The organism is Streptosporangium sandarakinum (assembly GCF_050942225.1).
GTDB classification, from domain to species: domain Bacteria; phylum Actinomycetota; class Actinomycetes; order Streptosporangiales; family Streptosporangiaceae; genus Streptosporangium; species Streptosporangium nondiastaticum.
The window spans coordinates 5471849-5492018 of sequence record NZ_CP192034.1; the positions used below are offsets into that span (position 1 = coordinate 5471849).

The following is a 20170-nucleotide window of genomic DNA, read 5'->3' on the forward strand; positions in this document are numbered from 1 at the left end:
CCGGACACGCACGCCGGACACGCGGGGAACGGTGGTCAGGCGAGGACGGCGTCCAGGAGCAGTGAGCCCGCGCCGAGCAGCGCGGCGTCGGGGCCGGTGCGGGTGACGGCGATCTCCAGGTCGCGGGTGGCCAGCGGCAGGCACCGTTCGTAGACGGCGGCGCGGACCGCCGAGATGAGCGGCTCGGCGCCGGACAGGCTGCCGCCGACCACGATGGCGTCGGGGTTGATGAAGTTGACCAGGACGGTCAGCACCTCGCCGATGAGGCGGCCGGCGTTCCTGACCAGGGCGGTGGCCTCGGGCACGGCGTCGGCGACGAGCGCCGCGACGTCGGCGGGCCGGTGCACGGCGAAGCCCCGGTCGGTGAGCGCGCCCATCAGCGCGGCGCCACTGGCGTAGGCCTCCAGGCAGTCGGGGTGGCCGCAGGAGCACACGGCCGAGGAGTCGGCGCGGACCCGGACGTGGCTGATGTCGCCGGCCGCCCCCCTGCCCCGGTGCAGGCGGCCCTCGACGATCAGGCCGCACCCTATGCCGCTGCCGGCCTTGAGCACCATGAGGTTGTCGCAGCCGGGCCAGGCGCGGGCCTCGCCGACGGCCATGAGGTTGGCGTCGTTCTCGACGAGGACGGGCAGGTCGTAGTGGGCGCCGAGGTGCTCGGCGACGGGGAAGGCGTTCCAGCCCGGCATGCGGGAGGGGGAGACCACCCGGCCGGTGGCCGGGTCGACGGGGCCGGGAACGCTGGTGCCGACGCCGCGCAGCGGGACCCCGGGCGGAGCGTGGGAGCGCAGCAGGTCGTCGAAGGCGGCGGCCATCCAGTCGAGGGTGGTCTCCGGGCCCAGGGCGATGTCGCAGGGGCGTTCCTCGACGACGAGCGGGACGCCGCTGAGGTCGAGCAGGGCCAGGCGGGCGTGGTGGGCGCCGAGGTCCGCGACGGCGAGCAGTCCCGCGGTGGGGCTGACGCGCAGCCGCCGGGGCCGCCGCCCGCCGCGCGAGGTGCCCGCGCCCTCCTCGACGAGGAGCGCGGCGTCGAGCAGTTCCTCGACGCGCAGGGAGACGCTGGAGGGCGCCAGCCCGGAGAGGCGGGCCAGTTCGGCGCGTGACTCGGCCTGGCCGGTGGCGACAAGACGCAGGAGGTCGCCCTGGGCGCCCCGCACGGGCAACCTCTCTTTGCCTGTCATGGCAGAAGGAATACCACGGCCCGACTTACTACGGCAATGTGTTGACTTCCGCCAGAATCATCCATTACGTTCCGGTTTGTCTTCGATTTCGAAGGAAGTTGGCGATGATCCAGGTCAAAGGGCTGAACAAATGGTTCGGCGATCACCATGTGCTGCACGACGTCGACCTTGAGGTGGCTCGGGGCGAGGTCGTCGTGGTGATCGGCCCCTCGGGGTCCGGTAAGTCCACGCTGTGCCGCTGCCTCAACCGGCTGGAGAGCGCGGGCTCGGGCGAGATCCTCATCGACGGGGTGCCCGCCCCGGTCGAGGGCCGCGAGCTGGCCCGGCTCCGGGCCGACGTGGGCATGGTCTTCCAGTCCTTCAACCTCTTCCAGCACAAGACCGTGCTGGAGAACGTGATGCTCGCGCCGATGAAGGTGCGCGGCGTCACGCGCGCCGAGGCCGAGCGGACCGGCCGGGAGCTGCTGGCGCGCGTCGGCATCGCCGAGCAGGCCGGCAAGCTGCCCGCGCAGCTGTCGGGCGGTCAGCAGCAGCGCGCGGCGATCGCCCGGGCGCTGGCTATGCGGCCCAAGGTGATGCTCTTCGACGAGCCCACCTCGGCGCTCGACCCGGAGATGGTCGGCGAGGTCCTGGACGTGATGGTCGGGCTCGCCGCCGACGGCATGACCATGGTCGTCGTCACCCACGAGATGGGCTTCGCCCGCCGGGCCGCCGACCGGGTGGTGTTCATGGACGGCGGCCGGATCGTCGAGACCGGCGAGCCGAACGCCTTCTTCGAAGCCCCCAAGACGGACCGGGCCAGGGACTTCCTGGCCAAGGTACTCACGCACTGATCGCAAAGGATGGTGGGCCCGATGGTCTCCCTGAAGCGGGTGGCCGCTGTCGCCGCCGTGTCGATGATCGGTCTGTCGGCCTGTTCGGGCACCGACTCGGCCGCCCCGGCGGTGCCGGGCGAGCCCAAGGCCGGTGATCTGCTCGCCGACGCGCCGGTCGCGGCGGCGGCCGACATCCTCCCCGGCTCCACGATGGAGAAGATCAAGAAGCGGGGTGAGCTGATCGTCGGCGGTTCGCTGGACGCTCCGCTGCTGTCGCAGCAGAACCCGGTGAGCGGCGAGGTCGAGGGCTTCGACGCCGACATGGGCAAGGCGCTGGCCAAGTACATCATCGGCGAGCCCAAGGTGAAGATCGTCAACTCGGCGTCGGAGACCCGGGAGGCGCTGCTGGCCAACGGCACCGTCGACGTGGTCTTCCAGACCTACACGATCACCCCGGAGCGGGCCGAGCAGGTGTCCTTCGCCGGGCCGTACTACTCCTCGGGCCTGAGCATCGCGGTGAAGAAGGACACGACCGGCATCACCAAGCCGGAGGACCTCAACGGCAAGACCGTCATCGCGGGCGCCAACACCCCGGCCATCCCCGCGATCAAGAAGGCCGCGCCGCAGGCGAAGATCGTGACGTTCGGCAGCGACCCCGAGTGCGTGCAGGCGCTCAAGCAGGACCGCGGCGTCGCCTACGTCCAGGACGAGACGCTGCTGGTGGCCGACGCGCAGAAGGACCCGTCCATCCAGGTCGTCGGCAAGCCGTTCACCAGCGACCCGTACGGCATCGGCCTCAAGCACGGCGACGACCAGTTCAAGAAGTTCGTCAACGACTGGCTGACCAAGACCCAGAGCTCCGGGCTGTGGCAGCGGATCTGGAAGAACTCCCTCGGCACGGTCGTGCAGGGTGAGGCCCCGGCGCCGCCGCAGATCGGCTCGGTGCCGGGCTCCTGATGTCGGCCGTCCTCGACCACCTGCCCGAGTTCTGGGAGGGGTTGCTGGTCACCCTCCAGCTCACCGCGGCGTCGTTCGCCGGCGCCGCGGCGGTCGGGCTCATGATCACCGCGATGCGGGTCAGCCCGGTCGGGGTGCTGCGCGCGATCGGCACGGCGTATGTGGAGACCTTCCAGAACCTGCCCCTGCTGGTCCTGCTGGTGCTGGCCGTCTTCGGGCTCCCGGAGATCGGGATCAAGGCCGGCCTGCTGACGACGGCCGTCGTGGTGATCGCCCTGTACGAGGCCGCCTACATCGCCGAGGCGCTGCGATCGGGGGTCAACGCGGTCTCCGCCGGGCAGGGTGAGGCGGCCCGCGCGCTGGGGCTGAGTTTCGGCCAGTCGCTGCGCCACGTGGTGTTGCCGCAGGCGCTGCGCACCGTGATCCAGCCGCTCGGCAACATCTTCATCGCGCTGACGATGAACACCTCGCTCGCCGCGGCGGTCGGCGTGGTGGACCTGACCGCCGCCGCCAACCGGGTGAACCTCGCGGAGGCCCAGCCCATCCCGATCTTCGTCGGGGCGGGTCTGGCCTACGCGCTGATCGCCGCCTGCGCCGGGTTCGTCACCGGACGGCTCGAACGGCGGCTGGGGATGGTCCGATGAGCAACCTGCTGTTCGACGAGCCCGGCCCCCGTGCCCGCCGCCGGATCCGGATCGCGACCGTGGCGGGGACCGTCGCGGTGCTCGCCCTGCTGGCGCTGGCCGTACGGCAGTTCGCGGCCAACGGGCAGCTCGACGCGGCGCGCTGGCAGCCGTACGCGACCTGGCCGATGTGGCGCTACCTGCTGTCGGGGCTGTGGTCCACGGCGCTGGCGGCGGTCGTCTCGGCCGCGCTGGCGATGGCCGCCGGGCTGGCGCTGGCGCTGGGCCGGCTGTCGCGGCGCCGCTGGGTCCGCCTGCCCGCCGCCGCGTACGTGGAGGCGGTACGGACGATCCCGGCGCTGTTGCTGGTCTACGTCGTGCTGTTCGCGCTGCCCCGCTACGGACTGGACCTGCCGCTGTTCTGGAAGCTCGTGGTGCCGCTGGCGGTGTCGAACGCGGCGGCGTTCGCCGAGATCTTCCGGGCCGGGATCCTGTCGGTCGAGCGCGGCCAGGGCGAGGCGGGCCTGGCGGTCGGGCTGACCCAGGGCCAGACCATGCGGATGATCGTGCTGCCGCAGGCGGCCCGGCGCGTGCTGCCGTCGATCGTCAGCCAGTCGGTCGGCCTGCTGAAGGACACCTCGCTCGGCTTCGTCGTCAGCTACGCCGAGCTGCTCTACAGCGGCAAGGTCCTGGCGACCTACAACGGCCTGCTGATCCAGACCTACATCGTCGTCGCGCTGATCTACCTGGTGGTCAACGCGTCGCTGTCCAAACTCGCCCGCGTCCTGGAGGCCCGCCGACCGGGCGTCCGCCCGCCCCGAAGGAGATTCGCCCGTGTGTGAAGCCGCCGCAGACCCGCCCCTGACCGGGTCCGCGTCCGCCGGGGGCCCGTCCCCGGTCGAGCGGTCCGGTTTCGTCGCGCTCGCCGAGGTGGTGCGCTCGGGGTTCGTCGAGAGCGTCCACTACGGCAGCGCCGTGGCCCTGGGGCCCGGCGGCGAGGTCGCCGTCTCCCTGGGCCGGCCGGACGTGCCGGTGCTGCCGCGCTCGTCGGCCAAGCCGTTCCAGGCGCTGGCCTGCCTGCTGTCGGGCGCCATGCTGCGCGGCCCGAGCCTGGCCATCGCCGCCGGCAGCCACACCGGTCAGGACGCGCACGTACGGCTGGTCGCCGAGATGCTCGGCGAGGCCGGGCTCGGGTTCGACGCCCTGGGCTGTCCCGCCGACTGGCCGGAGGACGAGGCCGCCCGGCACGCGATGGTCAGGGCCGGGCAGGGGCCCTCCCGTGAGCGGATGAACTGCTCGGGCAAGCACGCCGCGATGCTCATGGCGGCGGTGGCCTCCGGCTGGGACACCGCCTCCTACCTCGACGCGGGTCATCCGCTGCAGCGGCGGGTCCGCGAGGCGGTCGAGGAGCTGTCGGGCGAGGAGAGCGCCCACGTCGCCGTGGACGGGTGCGGCGCCCCGCTGTTCGGGCTGTCTCTGACCGGGCTGGCCCGGGCGGCGCGGGCCCTGGTGACCGCGCCGGAGGGGCGGCGCCGCGCGCGGTCGCCGACGCGATGCGCGAGCACTCCGAGTACGTCGGCGGCGCCGGGCACGTCAACACGACGCTGATGCAGGCGCTGCCGGGCGCGGTGGTCAAGGGCGGGGCCGAGGGCGTGCTGGTGGCGGCGCTCGGCAGCGGGCACGCGGCGGCGGTCAAGGTCATCGACGGCAGCCCGCGGGCCACCACGGCGATCGCGCTGGCCGCGCTGCGGGCCGCGGGCGCCGACGTGGCGCCGGCGGCCGGGTTCGAGAACGTTCCGGTGCTCGGCGGCGGCGTCCCCGTCGGCGAGATCCGTACTTTGGGGGAAAAATGAGTCTTAAGTATGAAATCTGCATTGACAGTACGGCGGGCGCGCTGGCGGCCGAGCAGGCCGGGGCGGACCGGGTGGAGCTGTGCTCGGCCCTGTTCGACGGCGGCCTGACCCCCACCCTCGGCACCGTCGAGGCGACCCTGGCCGCGGTCTCCTCGATCCGCGTCCATGTGATCATCCGCCCCCGGGGCGGCGACTTCATCTACGACGAGCACGAGATCGCCGCCATGGAGCGCGACGTGGCCACCGTCCGCGACGCGGGCGCGCAGGGCGTGGTGATCGGCGCGCTGACGCCGTCGGGCGAGGTGGACACCGAGGTCGCCAGGCGGCTCATCGGCGCGGCCGGGGACCTGTCGGTCACCTTCCACCGCGCCTTCGACATGACGGCCGACCCGTTCGCCGCCCTGGAGACGCTGGCCGGTCTGGGCGTGGACCGGGTGCTCACCTCCGGCCAGGACACCACGGCGCTGGAGGGCGCGCCGCTGATCGCCTCGCTGGTCGAGCGGGCCGGCGACCGCCTGGTCGTGATGCCGGGCGGCGGCATCACCCCGCGCAACGTCGGCCGCGTGGTCGAGGCGACGGGGGCGCGGGAGATCCACTTCGCTGCGCTGGTGGACGCGCCCAGCCCGGCGACGCACCGCAACCCCCACCCGTTCATGGGCGGCGAGCTGCGCCGGCCCGAGTACGCCCGCCAGGTCACCTCGCCGGGCCTGGTCTCGGAAGTGATCACCGCGGCCGGCGCCTGACGCCGCCGCGTCCCGCCGGAAGCGCCCGGTGAGCCCCGCGGGGCTCACCGGGCGCTTCCGGACGCCGGATGTCAGACGCCCGTGGGCATGGTCTCCAGCTCGCCCCGGCGTTCCCTCTCCATGTGCAGCGCCTGCAGGGCCGAGGTGCGGGTGATCCACAGCAGCGCGTCGTAGCGGTCGCCCATCATGCTGGGTACGTAGTTGCGCCGCTCCCGGATCGGGTCGTAGACCACCCCGACGGCGCGGTGGCCGTGCCAGGTGGTCAGCCAGTGCGCGTCCGGCTGGTCGGAGAAGATGAACAGGGCGCGGTGGTCGAGGTCGGTCGCCGTGTCGCAGAGCAGTCCCTCCAGGCTGTCGCGGGGCGGCGGGGGCAGCGTCATGATCTCCATGGGCGCCCCCCAGGAGGGGGCCGCGACCACCTCGCCGTAGGCGGTGGCGAAGCCGACCAGCACGACGTTCTCCCGGCCGTGGCGCTCCCGGGCGAGCCGGCCGAGGTTGATGATCCCGCCGTGCGCCATGTCGGTGGCCCTGGCGTCGCCGATGTGGGTGTTGTGGGCCCACACGACCGCCTTCGCGCCGTCGCCGTGGACGTCCAGCAGGCGGTCGAGGGTGTCGGCCATGTGGGTGTCGCGGATGTTCCACGACTCCGCGCCGCCGTTGATCATCGACCGGTAGTACTCCTCGGCGGTGGCCACCACCTCGGCGTTCTGCCGGGCGTTCAGGGACTCGGCGGGATCCGCGGCCTCGGTGTGGACGGCCCGCCGGGCCTCGCTCAGCAGGGCGATCACCTCGTCCTCGCACCCCTCGGGCACCAGTCGCGTGCCGTGGGCGTACGCGTGCGGGTCCTCGTTGTACGGCTCGAAGCAGCGGTAGGCCTCCACGGCGTGGTGCGTGTACTCGGGGTGGTGCTCGTGCAGGTAGAGCATGATGGCCCGCAGGGACTCCCACATGCTGTAGACGTCAAGGCCGTAGAAGCCCGCCCGCTCCCCGGCGGGCAGGGCCGCGTTGCGGGCCCGCAGCCAGCGGCAGAAGCGTGAGGTCTCGGCGTTGGCCCACATCCAGGTGGGCCAGCGGCGGTAGGCGTCCAGGACCATCTGCGGGTCCTCCGGCGCACCCCGGGCGAGGGTGACCGAGCGGTGGACGTCCCAGCAGTCCGGCCAGTCGCCCTCCACCGCCACGAAGGAGAAGCCGCGCTCCTCGATGAGGCGGCGGGTCAGCGCGGCCCGCCAGGCGTAGAACTCGTGCGTTCCGTGGGTGGCCTCGCCGAGCAGCACGCATCGGGCGTCGCCGATGCGGTCGAGAAGAGGGTCGAGGTCGGCCGCTTCCGCCAGCGGAAGGGCCATCCCCCGAACCTCATCCGTTTCGTCCATTTTCCAGATCCGTTTCGCTGGGGACCGCCCGGCCTCCGGACGATCCGGGTCTCGTCCTCCCCCTCCGCGCCGGAACGCGGCGGGCGGCGCGCACACCGCCCGGCGTGGTCCCCCTCGTGCGCCCGGGGTCGCGAAGATCGAAGGGCGCCTTCCCCTTCAACCGTTCCCCTTTTGCACGTTTCAACCCACTTTCTGGAGATTTGACGGATTCCAGAAGGATCGGCGAGCCGGTGGATCATCCGGTGCCGGTCGCGGGCGGGGCCGTACGGACTGTCAAGCGCCGTTCCGTGACAGGAAACGGCGGGGAACGAGCAGCTTGCTGCCCCGCGGAAGCCTGGAAAGGGGCCTTCCGGAAGCGCAGAGTTGTAAATGCGAGAACGCACCGGAAAACCGGAGACAGGGATGAGGGGATGACAGTCCAGACCACTTCCGCGGAAATCGTGGAAATTCCCATGAAGAAGACGGTGGCGTCCGCGAGAAAAGGCGCCGGAACCGTCGGCGATCCGTTACGGCTGATCCGGTTCACCCGGCCGGGAAAGAAGAGATCCCGCGCCTACATCACGCTCAACTCCGACGAGCCGGGGGTGCGGGGGCTGTTCCGGTTCCGCCCGGAGACGGCCCTGCCGCTGAACGCGCTGGTGGACGTGCTGCTGCGCGGGGAGAGCACCCTCACCCAGGGGGAGAGGGAGCTGATCGCGACGTACGTGTCGGCGCGCAACGAGTGCCGGTTCTGCTGCTACACCCACGCCGCCCTCGCGGCCGTCCGGCTGCCCGAGGGGATGCCGCTGGTGCAGGCGGTCTGCGCCGACCCGGAGTCGGCGCCCGTCTCGGCCAAGCTCAAGGCGCTGCTGCGCCTCGCCGGCGCGGTGCAGGAGGGCGGCAGGCACGTCACCGAGGAGCACGTCACGGCCGCCCGTGCCGAGGGCGCGACGGACCTGGAGATCCACGACACGGTGCTGATCGCCGCGGCGTTCTGCATGTTCAACCGCTACGTCGACGGGCTCGGCACCCACGCCCCCGACGACCCGGACGCCTACGCGGCACGGGCCCGGATGAAGGGGGGTTACGTGACGGTCCTGGCCGAGGCGCTGCGCCAGGCCCAGGCCTGACCGGGCACGGCGCGGCCGGTCCCCCACGGGCCGTACGGCCGGGCCGCCCGGAACCGCGGGAAAGAAGGAACGCCCCGGCGGAAGGAGGAGAAAAGGGGAGAGACGCGAAGGGGATGACGACTGGAGAAGAAAGGAGAGGCACGCCGACCGAAGAAGAGGAGGAGGACGAGCGGAAAAGAAAGGAACGGACGGAGAAAGAAAGGAGAGGAGATGCCGGAAGGAAAGGAGGACGCCGCGGAGGCTCCGAGGGAACGGAGAGGTCCACGCGGATCGGACGGTTCGAGGGGATGACGCCTTCCCCGTCGCCCCCGCCGTCCGCCCGCCCGCGAGACACCGGGAAGGAGACCGCACGGTGCGGGGGACGTCCGCCACACGTCCCCCGCGCCGCACGCCCCGGGGAGGACCCCCGGGCGAGAGAACCGGAAAGGAGAGGCGGCGCCTCAGGCGAGGAACTCGTCGACCGCGTAGGAGTCCTGCGGGAAACTCCAGCGTTCGGTGATCCTGCCGTCGGCGACGCGGAAGACGTGCACGCCGCGCTCGTCCAGGACCCTGCCCCCGCGCTCGCCGACGACGCGCAGGACCGCGGCCACCCGGTCGTCGTCGGCCAGGAACGTCTCCGGCTCGAACCGCAGCGCCCCCTGGGTGACCTCGCCGAGCCGCCGGAGGTAGTCGATCACCGCCTCCTTGCCGCGGTGGTCGCCGGCGAGCGCGCCCCGGCCGGGAACGTGGAAGACCACGTCGTCGGCGAGCAGGTTGTCACGGACTTGGTCGAGGTCGTTCTTGGCGAGAGCGTCGTAGGCGCTGCGCACGACGCCGGCGTTGGGGTGTTCGGACATGGCGCTCCTCTTTCGGCAGGGTCGAATTCCTCGAGGTGACGAGGATGAAAAGGGGGGCGCCGGTGACGGTACGTCACTCGGGCAAAAGCGGCAAGAGTCATCAGAAGCACCGCAGGACACCGGCGTCGCCCCGGAAAAGATCCACACCAAAAACCAGTTTTAATAACGACCGTAAATGGGTCCGGAAAAACGATGGGAAAGGTGGATAAGACGGGATGGGCCGTTGACATCGCGGCGGGCACGTGCCGATCATGAGGGCGTCCGCCGGACGGAGCGTTCCGCCGGCGGCGCGTGATGCGCCCCGCCCACGATGCCCCGACCATGCCGGCACGAGGAGTGTCCATGCCCCACATCGCCCTCCCCACCGACGATCCGGGGATCAGGGGCCTGTTCCGGTTCCGCCCGGAGACCGCGGCCCCGCTGAACGGGCTCGCCGAGATCCTGTTGCGCGGGGACAGCACCCTGTCGCGCGGGGAGCGCGAACTGATCGCGGCGTACGTGTCATCGCTCAACCGCTGCCGCTTCTGCCACTCCTCGCACGCGGCGTTCGCCGCCGCCCAGCTCCCCGAGGGGATGGAGCTGGTGAGGCAGACCTGCGAGAACCCGGCCACCGCGCCGGTCTCGCCGAAGCTGCGGGCGCTGCTGGACATCGCCGCGGCCGTGCAGCGCGGCGGGCAGGAGGTCTCCGCCGGGCATGTCACGGCCGCCCGTGCCGAGGGCGCGACGGACCTGGAGATCCACGACACGGTGCTGATCGCCGCGGCGTTCTGCATGTTCAACCGCTACGTCGACGGGCTCGGCACCCACGCCCCCGACGACCCGGCGGCGTACGCGGCGGTGGCCGAGCAGATCGTCACCCACGGTTACGGGAGCACCACCCCCGCCGCCGAGCACTCGGGCCCGCGGCCGTGACGGCGTCCGGCGGGCACTCCCACCGCTACCTGATCGTCGGCGCCGGACCCGGGGGTCTGCAGCTCAGCTACTTCCTGGAGCGCGCCGGCGCCGACTACCTCACGCTGGAGCGCGAGGACGCGCCGGGCGGCTTCTTCCGCCGCTACCCGCGCCACCGCAGGCTGATCTCGCTGAACAAGGTCCACACCGGCCAGGACGACCCGGAGATCGCCCTGCGCTGGGACTGGAACTCCCTGCTCAACGACTCCCCCGACCTGCTGTTCCCCCGCTACTCGCGCGAGTACTTCCCCGGCGCCGGCGACCTGGTGCGCTATCTCGGCGACTTCCAGCGCGAACACAAGCTCAACGTCGCCTTCGGCGTCTCCGTCGAGCGGATCGTCCGGGAGGAGGACGGGCGCTTCGCCGTACACGCCGGGGGCGAGGTGTTCCGGGCCGAGTGCCTGATCATGGCGACCGGCTGGGGCGGGCCGTACGTGCCGGACATCCCCGGGATCGAGCTGGCCGTCGGCTACGAGGAGATGCCGGTCCGCGGTGAGGACTTCGCCGACCAGCGGGTGCTGATCATCGGCAAGGGCAACTCGGCGTTCGAGACCGCGCAGTCGATGCTCGGCCACGCCGCCGTCATCCACCTGGCCAGCCCCAGCCCGGTACGGCTGGCCTGGACGAGCAAGCACCCGGGCCACGTGCGCGGCCAGTACGGCGCGCTGCTCGACAGCTACTGGTTCAAGACGCTGCACGGCGTGCTGGAGTGCGAGGTCGACCGGATCCGGCGCGTGGGCGACCGGTTCGAGGTGGAGATCACCTACACCCTCGCCGAGGGCGAGCGGGCGACGCTGGAGTACGACCGGGTGCTGCGCTGCACCGGGTTCACCATGGACACCTCGGTCTTCGACGACTCCTGCCGCCCGGACCTCACCCCGAACGGCCGCATGCCGGCGATCCGCCCCGACTTCCGGTCGGCCAACGTCGACGGCCTGTACTTCGCCGGGACCCTGATGCAGGCCCGCGACTTCAAGCGCGCCTCCTCGGCGTTCATCGACGGCTTCCGCTACAACCTGCGGACCCTGGCCGCCCTGCTGGCCGAGCGCTACGAGGGGGTGCCGCTGGAGGAGCGATGGCTGCCGGCCGACGCCGAGACGCTGGCCGGCGACATCCTGGACCGGGTCAACCACAGCTCGGCGCTGTGGACCCAGTTCGAGTACCTCTGCGACGTCTACGTGCTCGACGAGCGGACCGGGCGGGTCCGGCGCCACACCGACCTGCCGGAGGACTACGCGGTCGGCAGGTTCGGCGACGAGGGGCTGTGCCTCACGGTCACCCTGCGGTGGGGGCGGCAGGAGCAGCCCGACGTCTTCGCCATCCGGCGGCACCCGACGCCGGAGCGGGCGCACGAGAGCGCGTTCCTGCACCCGGTCGTGCGGGTGTGGCGGGACGGAGAGCAGGTCGCCGAGCGGCACCTGCTGGAGGACCTGCAGGCCACCTGGCGCGACCCGGTGCGGCACGTGGCGCCGCTGCGTGCCTTCCTCACCGAGCAGCTGCCCTGAGACCGGTGTCCGGCGCGCCCGGCCGTCCGGAGACCGCCGTCCGGCGCGTCCGGGGCCGCCGGTCCGGTCGGCGTCCCGCCTCCGGCCGGCCGGCCCGCGACGCTGTGGGGCCGGTCAGGCGGTGAAGTGCCCGACGAGGTGGTCCACCACGTCGGACGGCAGGCCGCGGCGGGCGTGGACGGCCCGCTGGCGGGCCGCCCCGGTGCCCTCCCGGGTCAGCCGGGCCAGCCGCTCGGTCACCATGTCCAGGTCACCGGTCAGCTCCAGCGCGGGCCGGATGTGGCGCAGCAGCGCGCCGACCCGGTCGGCGGCGGGGTGCCGCCCGCCGGTGAGCGGGTCGATGCCGTGGCCGTCCATGCCGTCGCGGGCCGCCTGCCAGTAGGCGGCGCGCAGCAGCGCCTCCGGCGGGCGCGGCCCGGGGTCCCCGTCGCCGACCCGCTCCAGCGCCGTCACCACCAGGCCCCTGACCACGGCGGCGAGCAGCGCCGACTCCCCGGCGGTGGCGGGCACGTCGGCCACCCGCACCTCCAGGGTGGGCAGCCGCGCCGAGGGCCGGACGTCCCAGAAGACCGTGCCGGGGTCCACCAGCACCCCGGCGTCCGTCAGGGTGGCGACGAGCCGGTCGAACTCCTCCGGTTCGGCGAAGTACGGCGGCGGCCCGGCGACCGGCCACTTGTTCCAGCACAGCACCCGCCAGGCGGCGTAGCCGGTGTCACGGCCGGCCCACAGCGGGGAGTTGGCCGTCATCGCGATCAGCACCGGCAGCCACGGCCGCAGGTGGTTGCCCGCCAGCACCGCCCGCGCCCGGTCGGGCAGGTGGACGTGGACGTGCCCGGCGCAGATGCTCTGCTCGTCGTGCAGCGCCCGGTAGGCGGCGATGCCGAGGTCGTAACGCGGGTCGTCGACGATCGGCGGCGGGACGACGTCGCCCAGCACGGGCGTTCCCGAGGCGACCACCGCCAGCCCCTCGCGGGCCGCCGCCGAGGCCATGGCCGCCCGCATCTCGCGCAACCGCTCCGCCAGATCGGCGGAGTCGGCGCAGGGCGGCGTCTTGGCCTCCACCTGGAACCGGATGATCTCGGTGCTCGCGCGCTCCCCCAGGACGGCGGTGGCGCGCTTGGCCACCTCCGCGGCCCGGGGCGTCACGGCCCGCGTGACCGGATCGACGACGAAGTACTCCTCCTCCACCCCCATCAGGGGACGGATCGGGTCGAAGGGCACGGGGGTCGGGGTCTGCGCGGTCGCCGTCATCTCTCGCTCCAGGCCGGGGGTGTGCGGGCGGCGGTGCCACGGTATCGGCCCGGTCCCGGACGCGGCGGCACAATCGGGCGGCACGTCCCCGGACCCGGCGGGTTCTGGGGTTCCCCGGGGGTTTTCAGGGGGTCCCGGGGGCCGCGCCGCCCGCCGGCGGCCGGGAGCCGGGCTGGGCGGCGGGCGGCTCCGCGGACGGGCCGGTGGACAGGTCGGCGGGCGGCTCCGCGGGCACGTCGAGGAGCACCTCGTATTCGGCCACCCCCATGAACGCCGCCGACAGCACCGCCCGGTGGTCCGCGTCGACGGGGTGGGCCGAGTCCCGGAAGGCGGCGATCGACCGCTCCGGGTCCTCCTCCTCCATGACGTAGACCATGAGCGGCCCGTCGGAGGTGGGGACCAGCAGGACGGTCTCGTGCCGCACGCCCTCGTCGACGAAGGTCGCCAGGAGTTCGCCCCTGCGAGGGCCGGACAGCTCGGTGAACCACGCGCGCAGCCGGTCCACCTGCTCCGGCCGCACCTTGCTGACGCTCACCCGCAGCATCGTCCATCACCTCTTCCGTCGTGTCCGGTTCATTCCGTCCCCGTCCCCTGCCCCCGTCCCCCGTCTCCCTGTCCTTCTCCGGCCGCCGGATGGCCGCGGCGCTCAGCCGAGCCCGTCCAGCCAGGCGAAGAACCGGGGGAAGACCTTCCTGGCCGCGTGGTCGGTGAGCATCCCGTGGCCCTCGCCCTCGATGCCGACCCATTCCGACCCGGCCGGCAGCTCGCCCAGGTGGGCGCGGACCGCGCCGGCGGGAATGCGCGGATCCTCCTCCCCGTGCGCGACGAAGTGCGGCACGGCGGCGGGCGCCGCGTCCGGCGCGAGGCGATCACCGGCCGTGCGCAGGAAGGCCCGCACCCCGTCGTGGCCGGAGTCACCGAGGTCGGTGAACCGCAGGAACCCGCCGAGCAGGAAGACCCCGCTCACCCGGGGGGACAGGTGCGCGACCCGGGCCGCGAGGTAACCCCCGTAGCTCATCCCGCCGGCCACGACCGGCCCGGTCGCGACCTGGCGCAGTACGGCTAGCACGTCGTCGGCGTCGTCCACTCCGTAGCGGCCGGGCGGCGGCGGGCGCAGCGCCGGGTCCAGCACGTTGCTCCCCCGCACGTTCGGCTGGACGACGCGCCAGCCGGCCAGCGCCAGCGACTCGGCGAAGGGCGACCAGGTCCCCAGGTTCACCCCGTTCGGGCCGCCGTGCAGCAGCAGCACCGTGCCGCGCGCCGTACCGGGTGGGTCACGCAGCAGGCACGGCAGCGGGCAGCACGGCCCCTGCAGCACGGTGTGGCGCGCGGGCGGGGGCGCCTGGCCGCGGGGCGGGTCGGGCCGCAGCCGCAGCCCTCCCGCGGCGAGCTCGGCGCTCTCCCCCGTCCACAGCCGCCGGGGCTGCCCGGCCGACGTCCAGCTCAGGCCGGCGATCCCGTCGCCGGCCAGCACGTCGCCCACCACGGCCGCGCCGGGCCCGGTCAGGCGGCGCCGCGCCCCGGTGCGGGTGTGCCAGGCATAGGCCGCCCGGCCCGGCCACGTCTCCGCGACCACGACGACCTCCTCCGGTGACAGCCACGGCCCGACGGAGGTCACCGGGCCGTCCCAGTGGGAGACGCCGCCGCCGTCCACGCACACCACGCGCCTGGCCGGTCCCCGGCGCAGCAGCACGGCGATCCTGTCGCGGCGCGGCGAGTCCGGCACGACCGCCTCGACCACGGCGCGCGGCGGCAGCAGCACCTCGCCGAGGACCGGGTGGACCACCTTCCCGCCGCGGCCCGCCGGGCCGGGAACCGGGGACGGCTCCCGGCCAGCGGCCGGAATCGGGACCGGGACCGGGAGCGGGACCGTCTCCTCGCCGAACCGTTCGGCGGCCAGGTCGAGTGACACGTCGGCCGTCAGCCGCTCCCCGTCCCACCGGGGGCGGCGATGCCACCGCGGCCCAGCGGTGAGCGGCGTCCACCGCCCGCCGGTGAGCAGCGCCAGATGGCGGCCGGACCAGGCGTCGGCGCTCACCACCGGCCCGGCCGGGGTGAGCGCGAACGCCGGGCCGTCGCCGTCGAGCTGGGACCGGCGGAACGGGTCCGGCAGCGACGCGGTGATCCGCTCCGTCCGCTCCGGCAGCGGGATGACGTCCGGCATCGTGCCTCCTGTCCATGGCCGTCGGGGGGCCGTCGGGGCCGTCGGGGCTGTCGGGAGCGCGCTCCGTCAGGACGGCGCGTACCGCTTGGCCCGCAGGACGGCGGGGACGACGCGTTCGCCGATCACCAGGTTCACCCGGTCGCCGGGCCGGTGGTTCTCGACCCACACGTCCAAGTCGTCGAGGCTGTCGAAGAGGAAGTCGTCGGCGGCGCGGATGACGTCGCCGGGGCGCACCCCGGCGACGTCGGCGGGCGCGCCGAGCGCCACGTCCTGCACCAGCATGCCCTCACCGGCGACGGCTCCGACGGGGATGACCCCCAGCTCGGTGCGGTGCATGGTGTGGTAGTTGTGCGGAGTCTCGTCGAGGTAGTCGCCGAGCAGGTCCAGGAAGTGGTCCCAGTGGTGCAGGAACCCGTCGCGCTCGAACCTGCCGTTGCCCTCCTCGGGGAAGCCGTCCTGCCGGAGCGTCAGACGTGTACGGCCGGCGTCGTCGTCGGCCAGCTCGAAGACCATGGTCACCTCGGCGTCGCAGGCGATCAGGCCGACGGTCAGCTCCAGCCGGCGGTACGTCTCCAGGGCGCCGATCCGCCCGATGTAGGCGGTCGGCCTGCGGGCGCCCGCGTCGTAGAGCCAGCAGAAGGCGGCGCCCGGCCGTTCGGGCATGACGCTGGCGACCACGCCGAGCCAGTGCTCGGCCGCGGCGGGGTCGAAGATGGCCCGCCAGACCTTCTCGCGGGAGTGGTTCAGGACGCGTTCGAAGCTGTTGCCCACCATTGACTGCTCCTTGTCGGTTGCGCGGCGGTTGCGTGGGTCGGTGCGGCGGTGCTCATCCCCGGCCGGCGGCCGGTTCTCCGACCAGCTCGGCGACACGGGATCGGGTGATCGTGGCGGCGGCGAACACGGCGAGCGCCAGCATGATCGCTCCCGCGACGACGAACGACGCGCGCAGGCCGGCGGCCGAGGCGAGGAGGCCCCCCAGCAGCGCGCCGAAGGGCATCCCCCCGTAGGTGACCAGCCGGTGGGCGCCGGTGACCCGGCCCAGGAGGTGGTCGGGCGTGCCGGACTGCCGCAGCGACATCTGGTTGACGTTCCAGATCGCGGCGGCGAGCCCGGCCAGGACCTCCGCGGCGCCCGCGGTCCACGCGTCCGGGGCGACCGCGGTGACCAGGCACGCGGCGCCCGCCGCGACCAGGGCGAGGCGGAGGCTGACCGCCGTGCCGAACCACGCGTTGAGCCGGCCGGCCTGCGCGGCGCCGAAGAGGCTGCCGAACGACCCCACGGCCAGCAGCAGGCTGAACCCGAAGGCTCCCAGGCCGAGCTCCTGCTGGGCGAACAGCACGAAGATCGCGGTCTGCGCCAGGCAGGCGACGTTGAACAGGCCCGCCACGGCGGTGATCGACCGCAGCACCGGTTGCCGCCACAGCCAGGAGCAGCCCTCGGCGACGGCCCGCCACAGCCCCGTCTCGCCGTAGACGTTGCGGGAGACGTGGTAGTCGCCGCGCATCCTGCGCAGCAGCGCGGCGCTCAGCAGGAACGACAGCGCGTCGCCGACGAACGGCAGCGCCCGGGAGAAGCCGAACAGCAGCCCGCCGAGGGGAGGCCCGGCGAACGACTCGACGGTGGTCCTGGTCCCCACCAGCCAGGAGTTGGCCCGCCGGATGCGGTCGGGGTCGCCGGAGACGACCTTGGGCAGCACGGCGGTGTTGCTGCTGTCGAAGACGGTGTCGGCGACCGCGATGAGGAAGCCGACGGCCATCAGCAGCCCGATGCTCGCGAAGCCCGCCGCGACGGCCACCGCCAGCACGCCGGTGAGGGCGGCCCGCACCAGGTCCGCCAGCCACATGGCGCGCTTGCGGTCCCACCTGTCGGCCATCGCCCCGGCCGGCAGGGCGAACAGCAGCCAGGGCAGCCTCCCGACGACCACCACGGAGGCGACCACCATCGGGTCGGTGGAGAGCGTGGCGGCCAGCAGCGGCAGCGCCGCCGAGGAGATGCCGTTGCCCAGCAGCGACACCGCCGAGGCGCCCCACAGCATGGGGAAGTCCGGCGCCAGGGACAGCGCGCCGGGCCGCCGGGGGGGTCGCGGCGTCCCGGTTCCGGGGATCGTGTCCGTCATCGTCGTCCCTCCTCAGGCCGCCGGTCGTACCGCTCTCCGGGTGCCCCGGCGGGCGGCCCGCCGGGTGGTCCGGGTGGCGCGACGGGACCGGTGTCGAACCGCAGCAGGCCGTGCCCGAGGAGCTCGGCCACCAGCCGCCGGCACTCCCCGGCGTCCGGGCCGCCCTCGGCGGCCGCCTCCCGGGCGAGGTCGCCCACCCGCCAGGGGCGGCGGCCGAGCAGGCGGCGCAGCAGCGGCTCGCAGCGGGCGTCGAAGTCGTAGCGCAGGCCGCCCGCCAGCAGGGTCCGCCGGCTCCCGTCCCCGCCGTGCGCCACCGGCCGGGGAGCGGCCAGGACGACGACGGCGTCCGGCGGGCAGCCGCCGGACAGGTCGGTCACCGCGTGCGGCAGCAGGTGGCGGGGACGAGCCGCGGCCCGCCCGTCCCGCTCGGCGACGTACCGGCCGAACCCCTCGGCGCCGAGCAGCTCGCCGATCCCGCCGAGCAGCCGGGACAGCCGGTCGGCGAGCTCGTCGTCCCACCCGCCGAGCGGCAGGTCGAGCCGGGCGTCGGGGTGGTTCAGCTGCCGGTCGACCGCCCAGCGCAGCAGGTCGCGGACCACCGGCCGCCGGATGCCGAACGTCAGGTGCACGGTGGTGCCGCCCACCGGCCGGACCGCGTGCCAGTGGCCCCGCGGCACGTACAGCGCCTGCCCCTCGGTCAGCTCGAACTGCCGCAGGGGCCGGGGCGGGCACTCGTTGAGGGGGCCGTCGCCCGGCAGCGGCGCGGGACGGCCGACGCCGTACAGCCGCCATTCCTTGCGCCCGTAGACCTGCAGGATGATGCCGTCGTGGTCGTCCCAGTGCGGGTCGAACGCCCCGATCTGCCCCCAGGAGGCGTAGAGGTTGACGAACACCTCGGCGCGCAGGTCGTGTTCGAGCCGCTCGGCCAGCTCCCGCACCGCGGGCACCGCCTCGTCCACCGACCCGAACACCAGCGTCGCGCCCTCGCGCAGCCGGGCGTGCAGCTTGGCGCTGGACACCCGCATCGCCGGTTCGCGGCCGACACCCCTGCCAGGGATCGTCTCCAGGTAGGAGGACGGCGGCAGCGAGGCGTTGCCCCGCGCCACCTGCATCCGCAGCGGCCACGCCCGGTGCCCGTCGAGCAGCCGGTCGAGCTCCGGCCAGGGCAGCAGGTGGTGGAACCGTCCCGGGTCGCCGGGATCGCCGGGGTCGAGGTGGCAGTCGCGTCCCCAGTGCCGGTCGAGGAACTCCGCGACGGGCAGGGCGGTGACGATCTCCTCCAGGGCGTGCCGGCCGCCCGGCTCGGGGTCGCCGGGGCGCAGGCCCTCCAGGTCGGGCAGGGCCTCCAGCGGCCGGACGGTGAGCAGCCCGCCGGTTCCGGGCCGCTCCGGGCCGCGGTCGGCGAGATGCTCACCGGTTCCGGTCTCCTCCGGGGCGGGGGGTCGGCGCGTGCCGGTCATCTTCCCTCCCCGGCCGGGCTCGGGCGGGCGGCCAGGCGGGCGGCCGGGTCGAGGTCGAGGCAGAGCAGGCGGTCCTCCTCGGCGTCGCCGGGGCGTCCCAGCCGTTCGGAGCAGTCGGCCGCGGCGGCGGCGGCCATCGCCCCGCGCAGCGTGCCCGACCCCGCGGCCCGCCGGAACGCCTCGCGGGCGCCCTCCCAGTCGCCGCGTCCGGCGAGGTAGGCGCCGACGGCGTACAGCGGTTCGGGATCGACCGGGTCCAGGGCGCGGAGCTGCGCCACGGCGTCGGCGGGGGCGCTCGCCTCGCCGGTGAGGGTGTCGAGCTTCAGGTGGGCCTCCAGGACCAGCCCCCGGTTCTCCGCCCGGTAGTGGGCCCGCACCGGGTCCGGCGCGCACCGTGCCATGTCCTCGTCGTGGCTCAGCGCCAGGCGCATGTGCTCGACCACCGGCTCGCGGTCGCCGCCGGACAGCTCGTGCAGCGCGGCGGCGCGGTGGTAGCGGCTCGTCACCAGGTGCGCCAGCCAGTCGGGTTCGGCGTCCAGGCCGTCGGCCGCCCGGCGCGCCGCGGCCAGCCACCGGGCCGCCTCCGCGCGGTCGCCGCCGCCGCGGGAGCGGGTGGAGACCAGTTGCAGGGCGGCGAGCGTGCGCAGTGCCGGCCGGGCGGCGTTCTCGGCCAGCCAGCCGAAGACCCGGCCCGGGACGGGCGAGGTGCGGTTGAGCTGGTAGGCGGCCCGGGACGCCTCGTAGGCCAGCTGCTGCGACAGCGGGTCGGCGGCGGCGGTGAGGGTGCCGACGAGGCTGACGACGTGGCGGTGGAAGCCGAGCTGGGTGAGCAGCGCGACCACCACGACCCTGCGGGCCGGCGGCAGCGCCGGCCAGCGCTCCAGCGCGGTCACCAGGGCCTGCCAGCGGGGGGTGCGCAGCCGCCCGGCCAGGCCGGCGGGCCGTTCGCACCGGTGCTCGACGGCCCTGGCCTGCGCCACGACCTGGTAGCGGGAGCTGGTCACCGACACGGTGGCGAACCAGTTGGGCGCCGCTTCCTCGGCCTCCCCGGTGAGCATCCGCGCCAGGTGTACGGCGTGCCGCGACCGCAGCGGGGCCGGGTCGGCGTCGCCCAGGTCGATCCACGCCCGCCAGCGCCGGGCGAGCTCGGCCGTGTCGAGCACCCGCGGCCCGGTGAAGCGGAGCTCCCCGAAGGAGACGGAGTCGTCGCGGTGGTAGGCGAACTTGGGCACGTGACCT

18 protein-coding genes and 1 pseudogene are annotated in these 20170 nt (G+C 73.9%); 9 read left to right on the forward strand and 10 right to left on the reverse strand.

The window, feature by feature from the left end; translation table 11 throughout:
* Nucleotides 1–35 precede the first annotated feature (35 nt).
* Nucleotides 36–1178, reverse strand: coding sequence for an ROK family protein (locus ACQP10_RS25520; RefSeq protein WP_346022747.1), 1143 nt, complete (start codon nucleotides 1176–1178; stop codon nucleotides 36–38).
* Nucleotides 1179–1282: 104 nt separating this feature from the next.
* On the opposite strand from ACQP10_RS25520, the gene ACQP10_RS25525 reads away from it, so the two are divergent.
* From ACQP10_RS25525 to ACQP10_RS25550, 6 genes and pseudogenes are all read left to right on the forward strand, one after another.
* Complete coding sequence (locus ACQP10_RS25525; protein ID WP_179827506.1) at nucleotides 1283–2011, forward strand: amino acid ABC transporter ATP-binding protein; 729 nt, start codon at nucleotides 1283–1285, stop codon at nucleotides 2009–2011.
* A gap of 21 nt (nucleotides 2012–2032) precedes the next feature.
* Entirely contained in the window at nucleotides 2033–2950 is a 918-nt protein-coding gene (locus ACQP10_RS25530) for a glutamate ABC transporter substrate-binding protein (RefSeq protein WP_346022748.1), read from the forward strand.
* Nucleotides 2950–3594, forward strand: a complete 645-nt coding sequence (locus ACQP10_RS25535) for an amino acid ABC transporter permease (protein WP_433539863.1) — start codon at nucleotides 2950–2952, stop codon at nucleotides 3592–3594. Before ACQP10_RS25530 ends, ACQP10_RS25535 begins: the two co-directional genes overlap by 1 nt.
* The gene (locus tag ACQP10_RS25540) at nucleotides 3591–4415 is read left to right on the forward strand and encodes an amino acid ABC transporter permease (RefSeq protein ID WP_346022749.1); all 825 of its coding nucleotides are present in this window, start codon (nucleotides 3591–3593) and stop codon (nucleotides 4413–4415) included. Before ACQP10_RS25535 ends, ACQP10_RS25540 begins: the two co-directional genes overlap by 4 nt.
* A 19-nt stretch (nucleotides 4416–4434) precedes the next feature.
* Nucleotides 4435–5426: pseudogene (locus ACQP10_RS25545) on the forward strand (asparaginase).
* A complete protein-coding gene (locus tag ACQP10_RS25550) occupies nucleotides 5423–6169 on the forward strand; it encodes a copper homeostasis protein CutC (RefSeq protein ID WP_399499215.1) in 747 nt (248 codons plus the stop codon). The pseudogene ACQP10_RS25545 and the gene ACQP10_RS25550 overlap by 4 nt, the downstream one beginning before the upstream one ends.
* A 71-nt stretch (nucleotides 6170–6240) precedes the next feature.
* On the opposite strand, the gene ACQP10_RS25555 is transcribed toward ACQP10_RS25550, so the two are convergent.
* A complete protein-coding gene (locus ACQP10_RS25555; RefSeq protein ID WP_399499216.1) occupies nucleotides 6241–7512 on the reverse strand; it encodes an erythromycin esterase family protein in 1272 nt (423 codons plus the stop codon).
* A gap of 479 nt (nucleotides 7513–7991) precedes the next feature.
* Here ACQP10_RS25555 and ACQP10_RS25560 point away from each other — a divergent pair, with 479 nt between their 5' ends.
* A complete protein-coding gene (locus ACQP10_RS25560) occupies nucleotides 7992–8648 on the forward strand; it encodes a carboxymuconolactone decarboxylase family protein (protein WP_346022751.1) in 657 nt (218 codons plus the stop codon).
* A 440-nt stretch (nucleotides 8649–9088) separates the two neighbouring features.
* On the opposite strand, the gene ACQP10_RS25565 is transcribed toward ACQP10_RS25560, so the two are convergent.
* Nucleotides 9089–9484, reverse strand: coding sequence for a nuclear transport factor 2 family protein (locus ACQP10_RS25565; protein ID WP_433539864.1), 396 nt, complete (start codon nucleotides 9482–9484; stop codon nucleotides 9089–9091).
* Between the two features lie 342 nt (nucleotides 9485–9826).
* Here ACQP10_RS25565 and ACQP10_RS25570 point away from each other — a divergent pair, with 342 nt between their 5' ends.
* Entirely contained in the window at nucleotides 9827–10396 is a 570-nt protein-coding gene (locus ACQP10_RS25570) for a carboxymuconolactone decarboxylase family protein (protein ID WP_389996395.1), read from the forward strand.
* Nucleotides 10393–11940, forward strand: coding sequence for an NAD(P)-binding domain-containing protein (locus ACQP10_RS25575; protein ID WP_433539865.1), 1548 nt, complete (start codon nucleotides 10393–10395; stop codon nucleotides 11938–11940). Before ACQP10_RS25570 ends, ACQP10_RS25575 begins: the two co-directional genes overlap by 4 nt.
* Nucleotides 11941–12054: 114 nt before the next feature.
* On the opposite strand, the gene ACQP10_RS25580 is transcribed toward ACQP10_RS25575, so the two are convergent.
* From ACQP10_RS25580 to ACQP10_RS25610, 7 genes are all read right to left on the reverse strand, one after another.
* Nucleotides 12055–13191 (reverse strand): carboxylate-amine ligase, encoded by a 1137-nt coding sequence (locus tag ACQP10_RS25580; protein WP_433539866.1) that lies wholly within the window; start codon nucleotides 13189–13191, stop codon nucleotides 12055–12057.
* A gap of 124 nt (nucleotides 13192–13315) precedes the next feature.
* Complete coding sequence (locus ACQP10_RS25585; protein WP_399499218.1) at nucleotides 13316–13735, reverse strand: DUF6176 family protein; 420 nt, start codon at nucleotides 13733–13735, stop codon at nucleotides 13316–13318.
* 102 nt (nucleotides 13736–13837) lie between these two features.
* A complete protein-coding gene (locus tag ACQP10_RS25590; RefSeq protein WP_433539867.1) occupies nucleotides 13838–15355 on the reverse strand; it encodes an alpha/beta hydrolase family protein in 1518 nt (505 codons plus the stop codon).
* Between the two features lie 66 nt (nucleotides 15356–15421).
* Nucleotides 15422–16129 carry an SRPBCC domain-containing protein gene (locus ACQP10_RS25595; RefSeq protein WP_346022758.1) on the reverse strand — a complete coding sequence of 236 codons (708 nt, stop codon included), beginning with the start codon at nucleotides 16127–16129 and terminating at the stop codon, nucleotides 15422–15424.
* A gap of 52 nt (nucleotides 16130–16181) precedes the next feature.
* Entirely contained in the window at nucleotides 16182–17471 is a 1290-nt protein-coding gene (locus ACQP10_RS25600; RefSeq protein ID WP_433539868.1) for an MFS transporter, read from the reverse strand.
* The gene (locus tag ACQP10_RS25605) at nucleotides 17468–18931 is read right to left on the reverse strand and encodes a JmjC domain-containing protein (protein WP_433539869.1); all 1464 of its coding nucleotides are present in this window, start codon (nucleotides 18929–18931) and stop codon (nucleotides 17468–17470) included. Before ACQP10_RS25605 ends, ACQP10_RS25600 begins: the two co-directional genes overlap by 4 nt.
* Entirely contained in the window at nucleotides 18928–20163 is a 1236-nt protein-coding gene (locus ACQP10_RS25610) for a hypothetical protein (protein WP_433539870.1), read from the reverse strand. Before ACQP10_RS25610 ends, ACQP10_RS25605 begins: the two co-directional genes overlap by 4 nt.
* Nucleotides 20164–20170: the final 7 nt, after the last annotated feature.

Bases quoted from the DNA above. Each gene is read 5' to 3' on its own strand.
- ACQP10_RS25520 (WP_346022747.1), bottom strand. From the start codon at position 1,178: ATGACAGGCAAAGAGAGGTTGCCCGTGCGGGGCGCCCAGGGCGACCTC.
- ACQP10_RS25525 (WP_179827506.1), top strand. From the start codon at position 1,283: ATGATCCAGGTCAAAGGGCTGAACAAATGGTTCGGCGATCACCATGTG.
- ACQP10_RS25530 (WP_346022748.1), top strand. From the start codon at position 2,033: ATGGTCTCCCTGAAGCGGGTGGCCGCTGTCGCCGCCGTGTCGATGATC.
- ACQP10_RS25535 (WP_433539863.1), top strand. From the start codon at position 2,950: ATGTCGGCCGTCCTCGACCACCTGCCCGAGTTCTGGGAGGGGTTGCTG.
- ACQP10_RS25540 (WP_346022749.1), top strand. From the start codon at position 3,591: ATGAGCAACCTGCTGTTCGACGAGCCCGGCCCCCGTGCCCGCCGCCGG.
- ACQP10_RS25550 (WP_399499215.1), top strand. From the start codon at position 5,423: ATGAGTCTTAAGTATGAAATCTGCATTGACAGTACGGCGGGCGCGCTG.
- ACQP10_RS25555 (WP_399499216.1), bottom strand. From the start codon at position 7,512: ATGGCCCTTCCGCTGGCGGAAGCGGCCGACCTCGACCCTCTTCTCGAC.
- ACQP10_RS25560 (WP_346022751.1), top strand. From the start codon at position 7,992: ATGAAGAAGACGGTGGCGTCCGCGAGAAAAGGCGCCGGAACCGTCGGC.
- ACQP10_RS25565 (WP_433539864.1), bottom strand. From the start codon at position 9,484: ATGTCCGAACACCCCAACGCCGGCGTCGTGCGCAGCGCCTACGACGCT.
- ACQP10_RS25570 (WP_389996395.1), top strand. From the start codon at position 9,827: ATGCCCCACATCGCCCTCCCCACCGACGATCCGGGGATCAGGGGCCTG.
- ACQP10_RS25580 (WP_433539866.1), bottom strand. From the start codon at position 13,191: ATGACGGCGACCGCGCAGACCCCGACCCCCGTGCCCTTCGACCCGATC.
- ACQP10_RS25585 (WP_399499218.1), bottom strand. From the start codon at position 13,735: ATGCTGCGGGTGAGCGTCAGCAAGGTGCGGCCGGAGCAGGTGGACCGG.
- ACQP10_RS25590 (WP_433539867.1), bottom strand. From the start codon at position 15,355: ATGCCGGACGTCATCCCGCTGCCGGAGCGGACGGAGCGGATCACCGCG.
- ACQP10_RS25595 (WP_346022758.1), bottom strand. From the start codon at position 16,129: ATGGTGGGCAACAGCTTCGAACGCGTCCTGAACCACTCCCGCGAGAAG.
- ACQP10_RS25600 (WP_433539868.1), bottom strand. From the start codon at position 17,471: ATGACGGACACGATCCCCGGAACCGGGACGCCGCGACCCCCCCGGCGG.
- ACQP10_RS25605 (WP_433539869.1), bottom strand. From the start codon at position 18,931: ATGACCGGCACGCGCCGACCCCCCGCCCCGGAGGAGACCGGAACCGGT.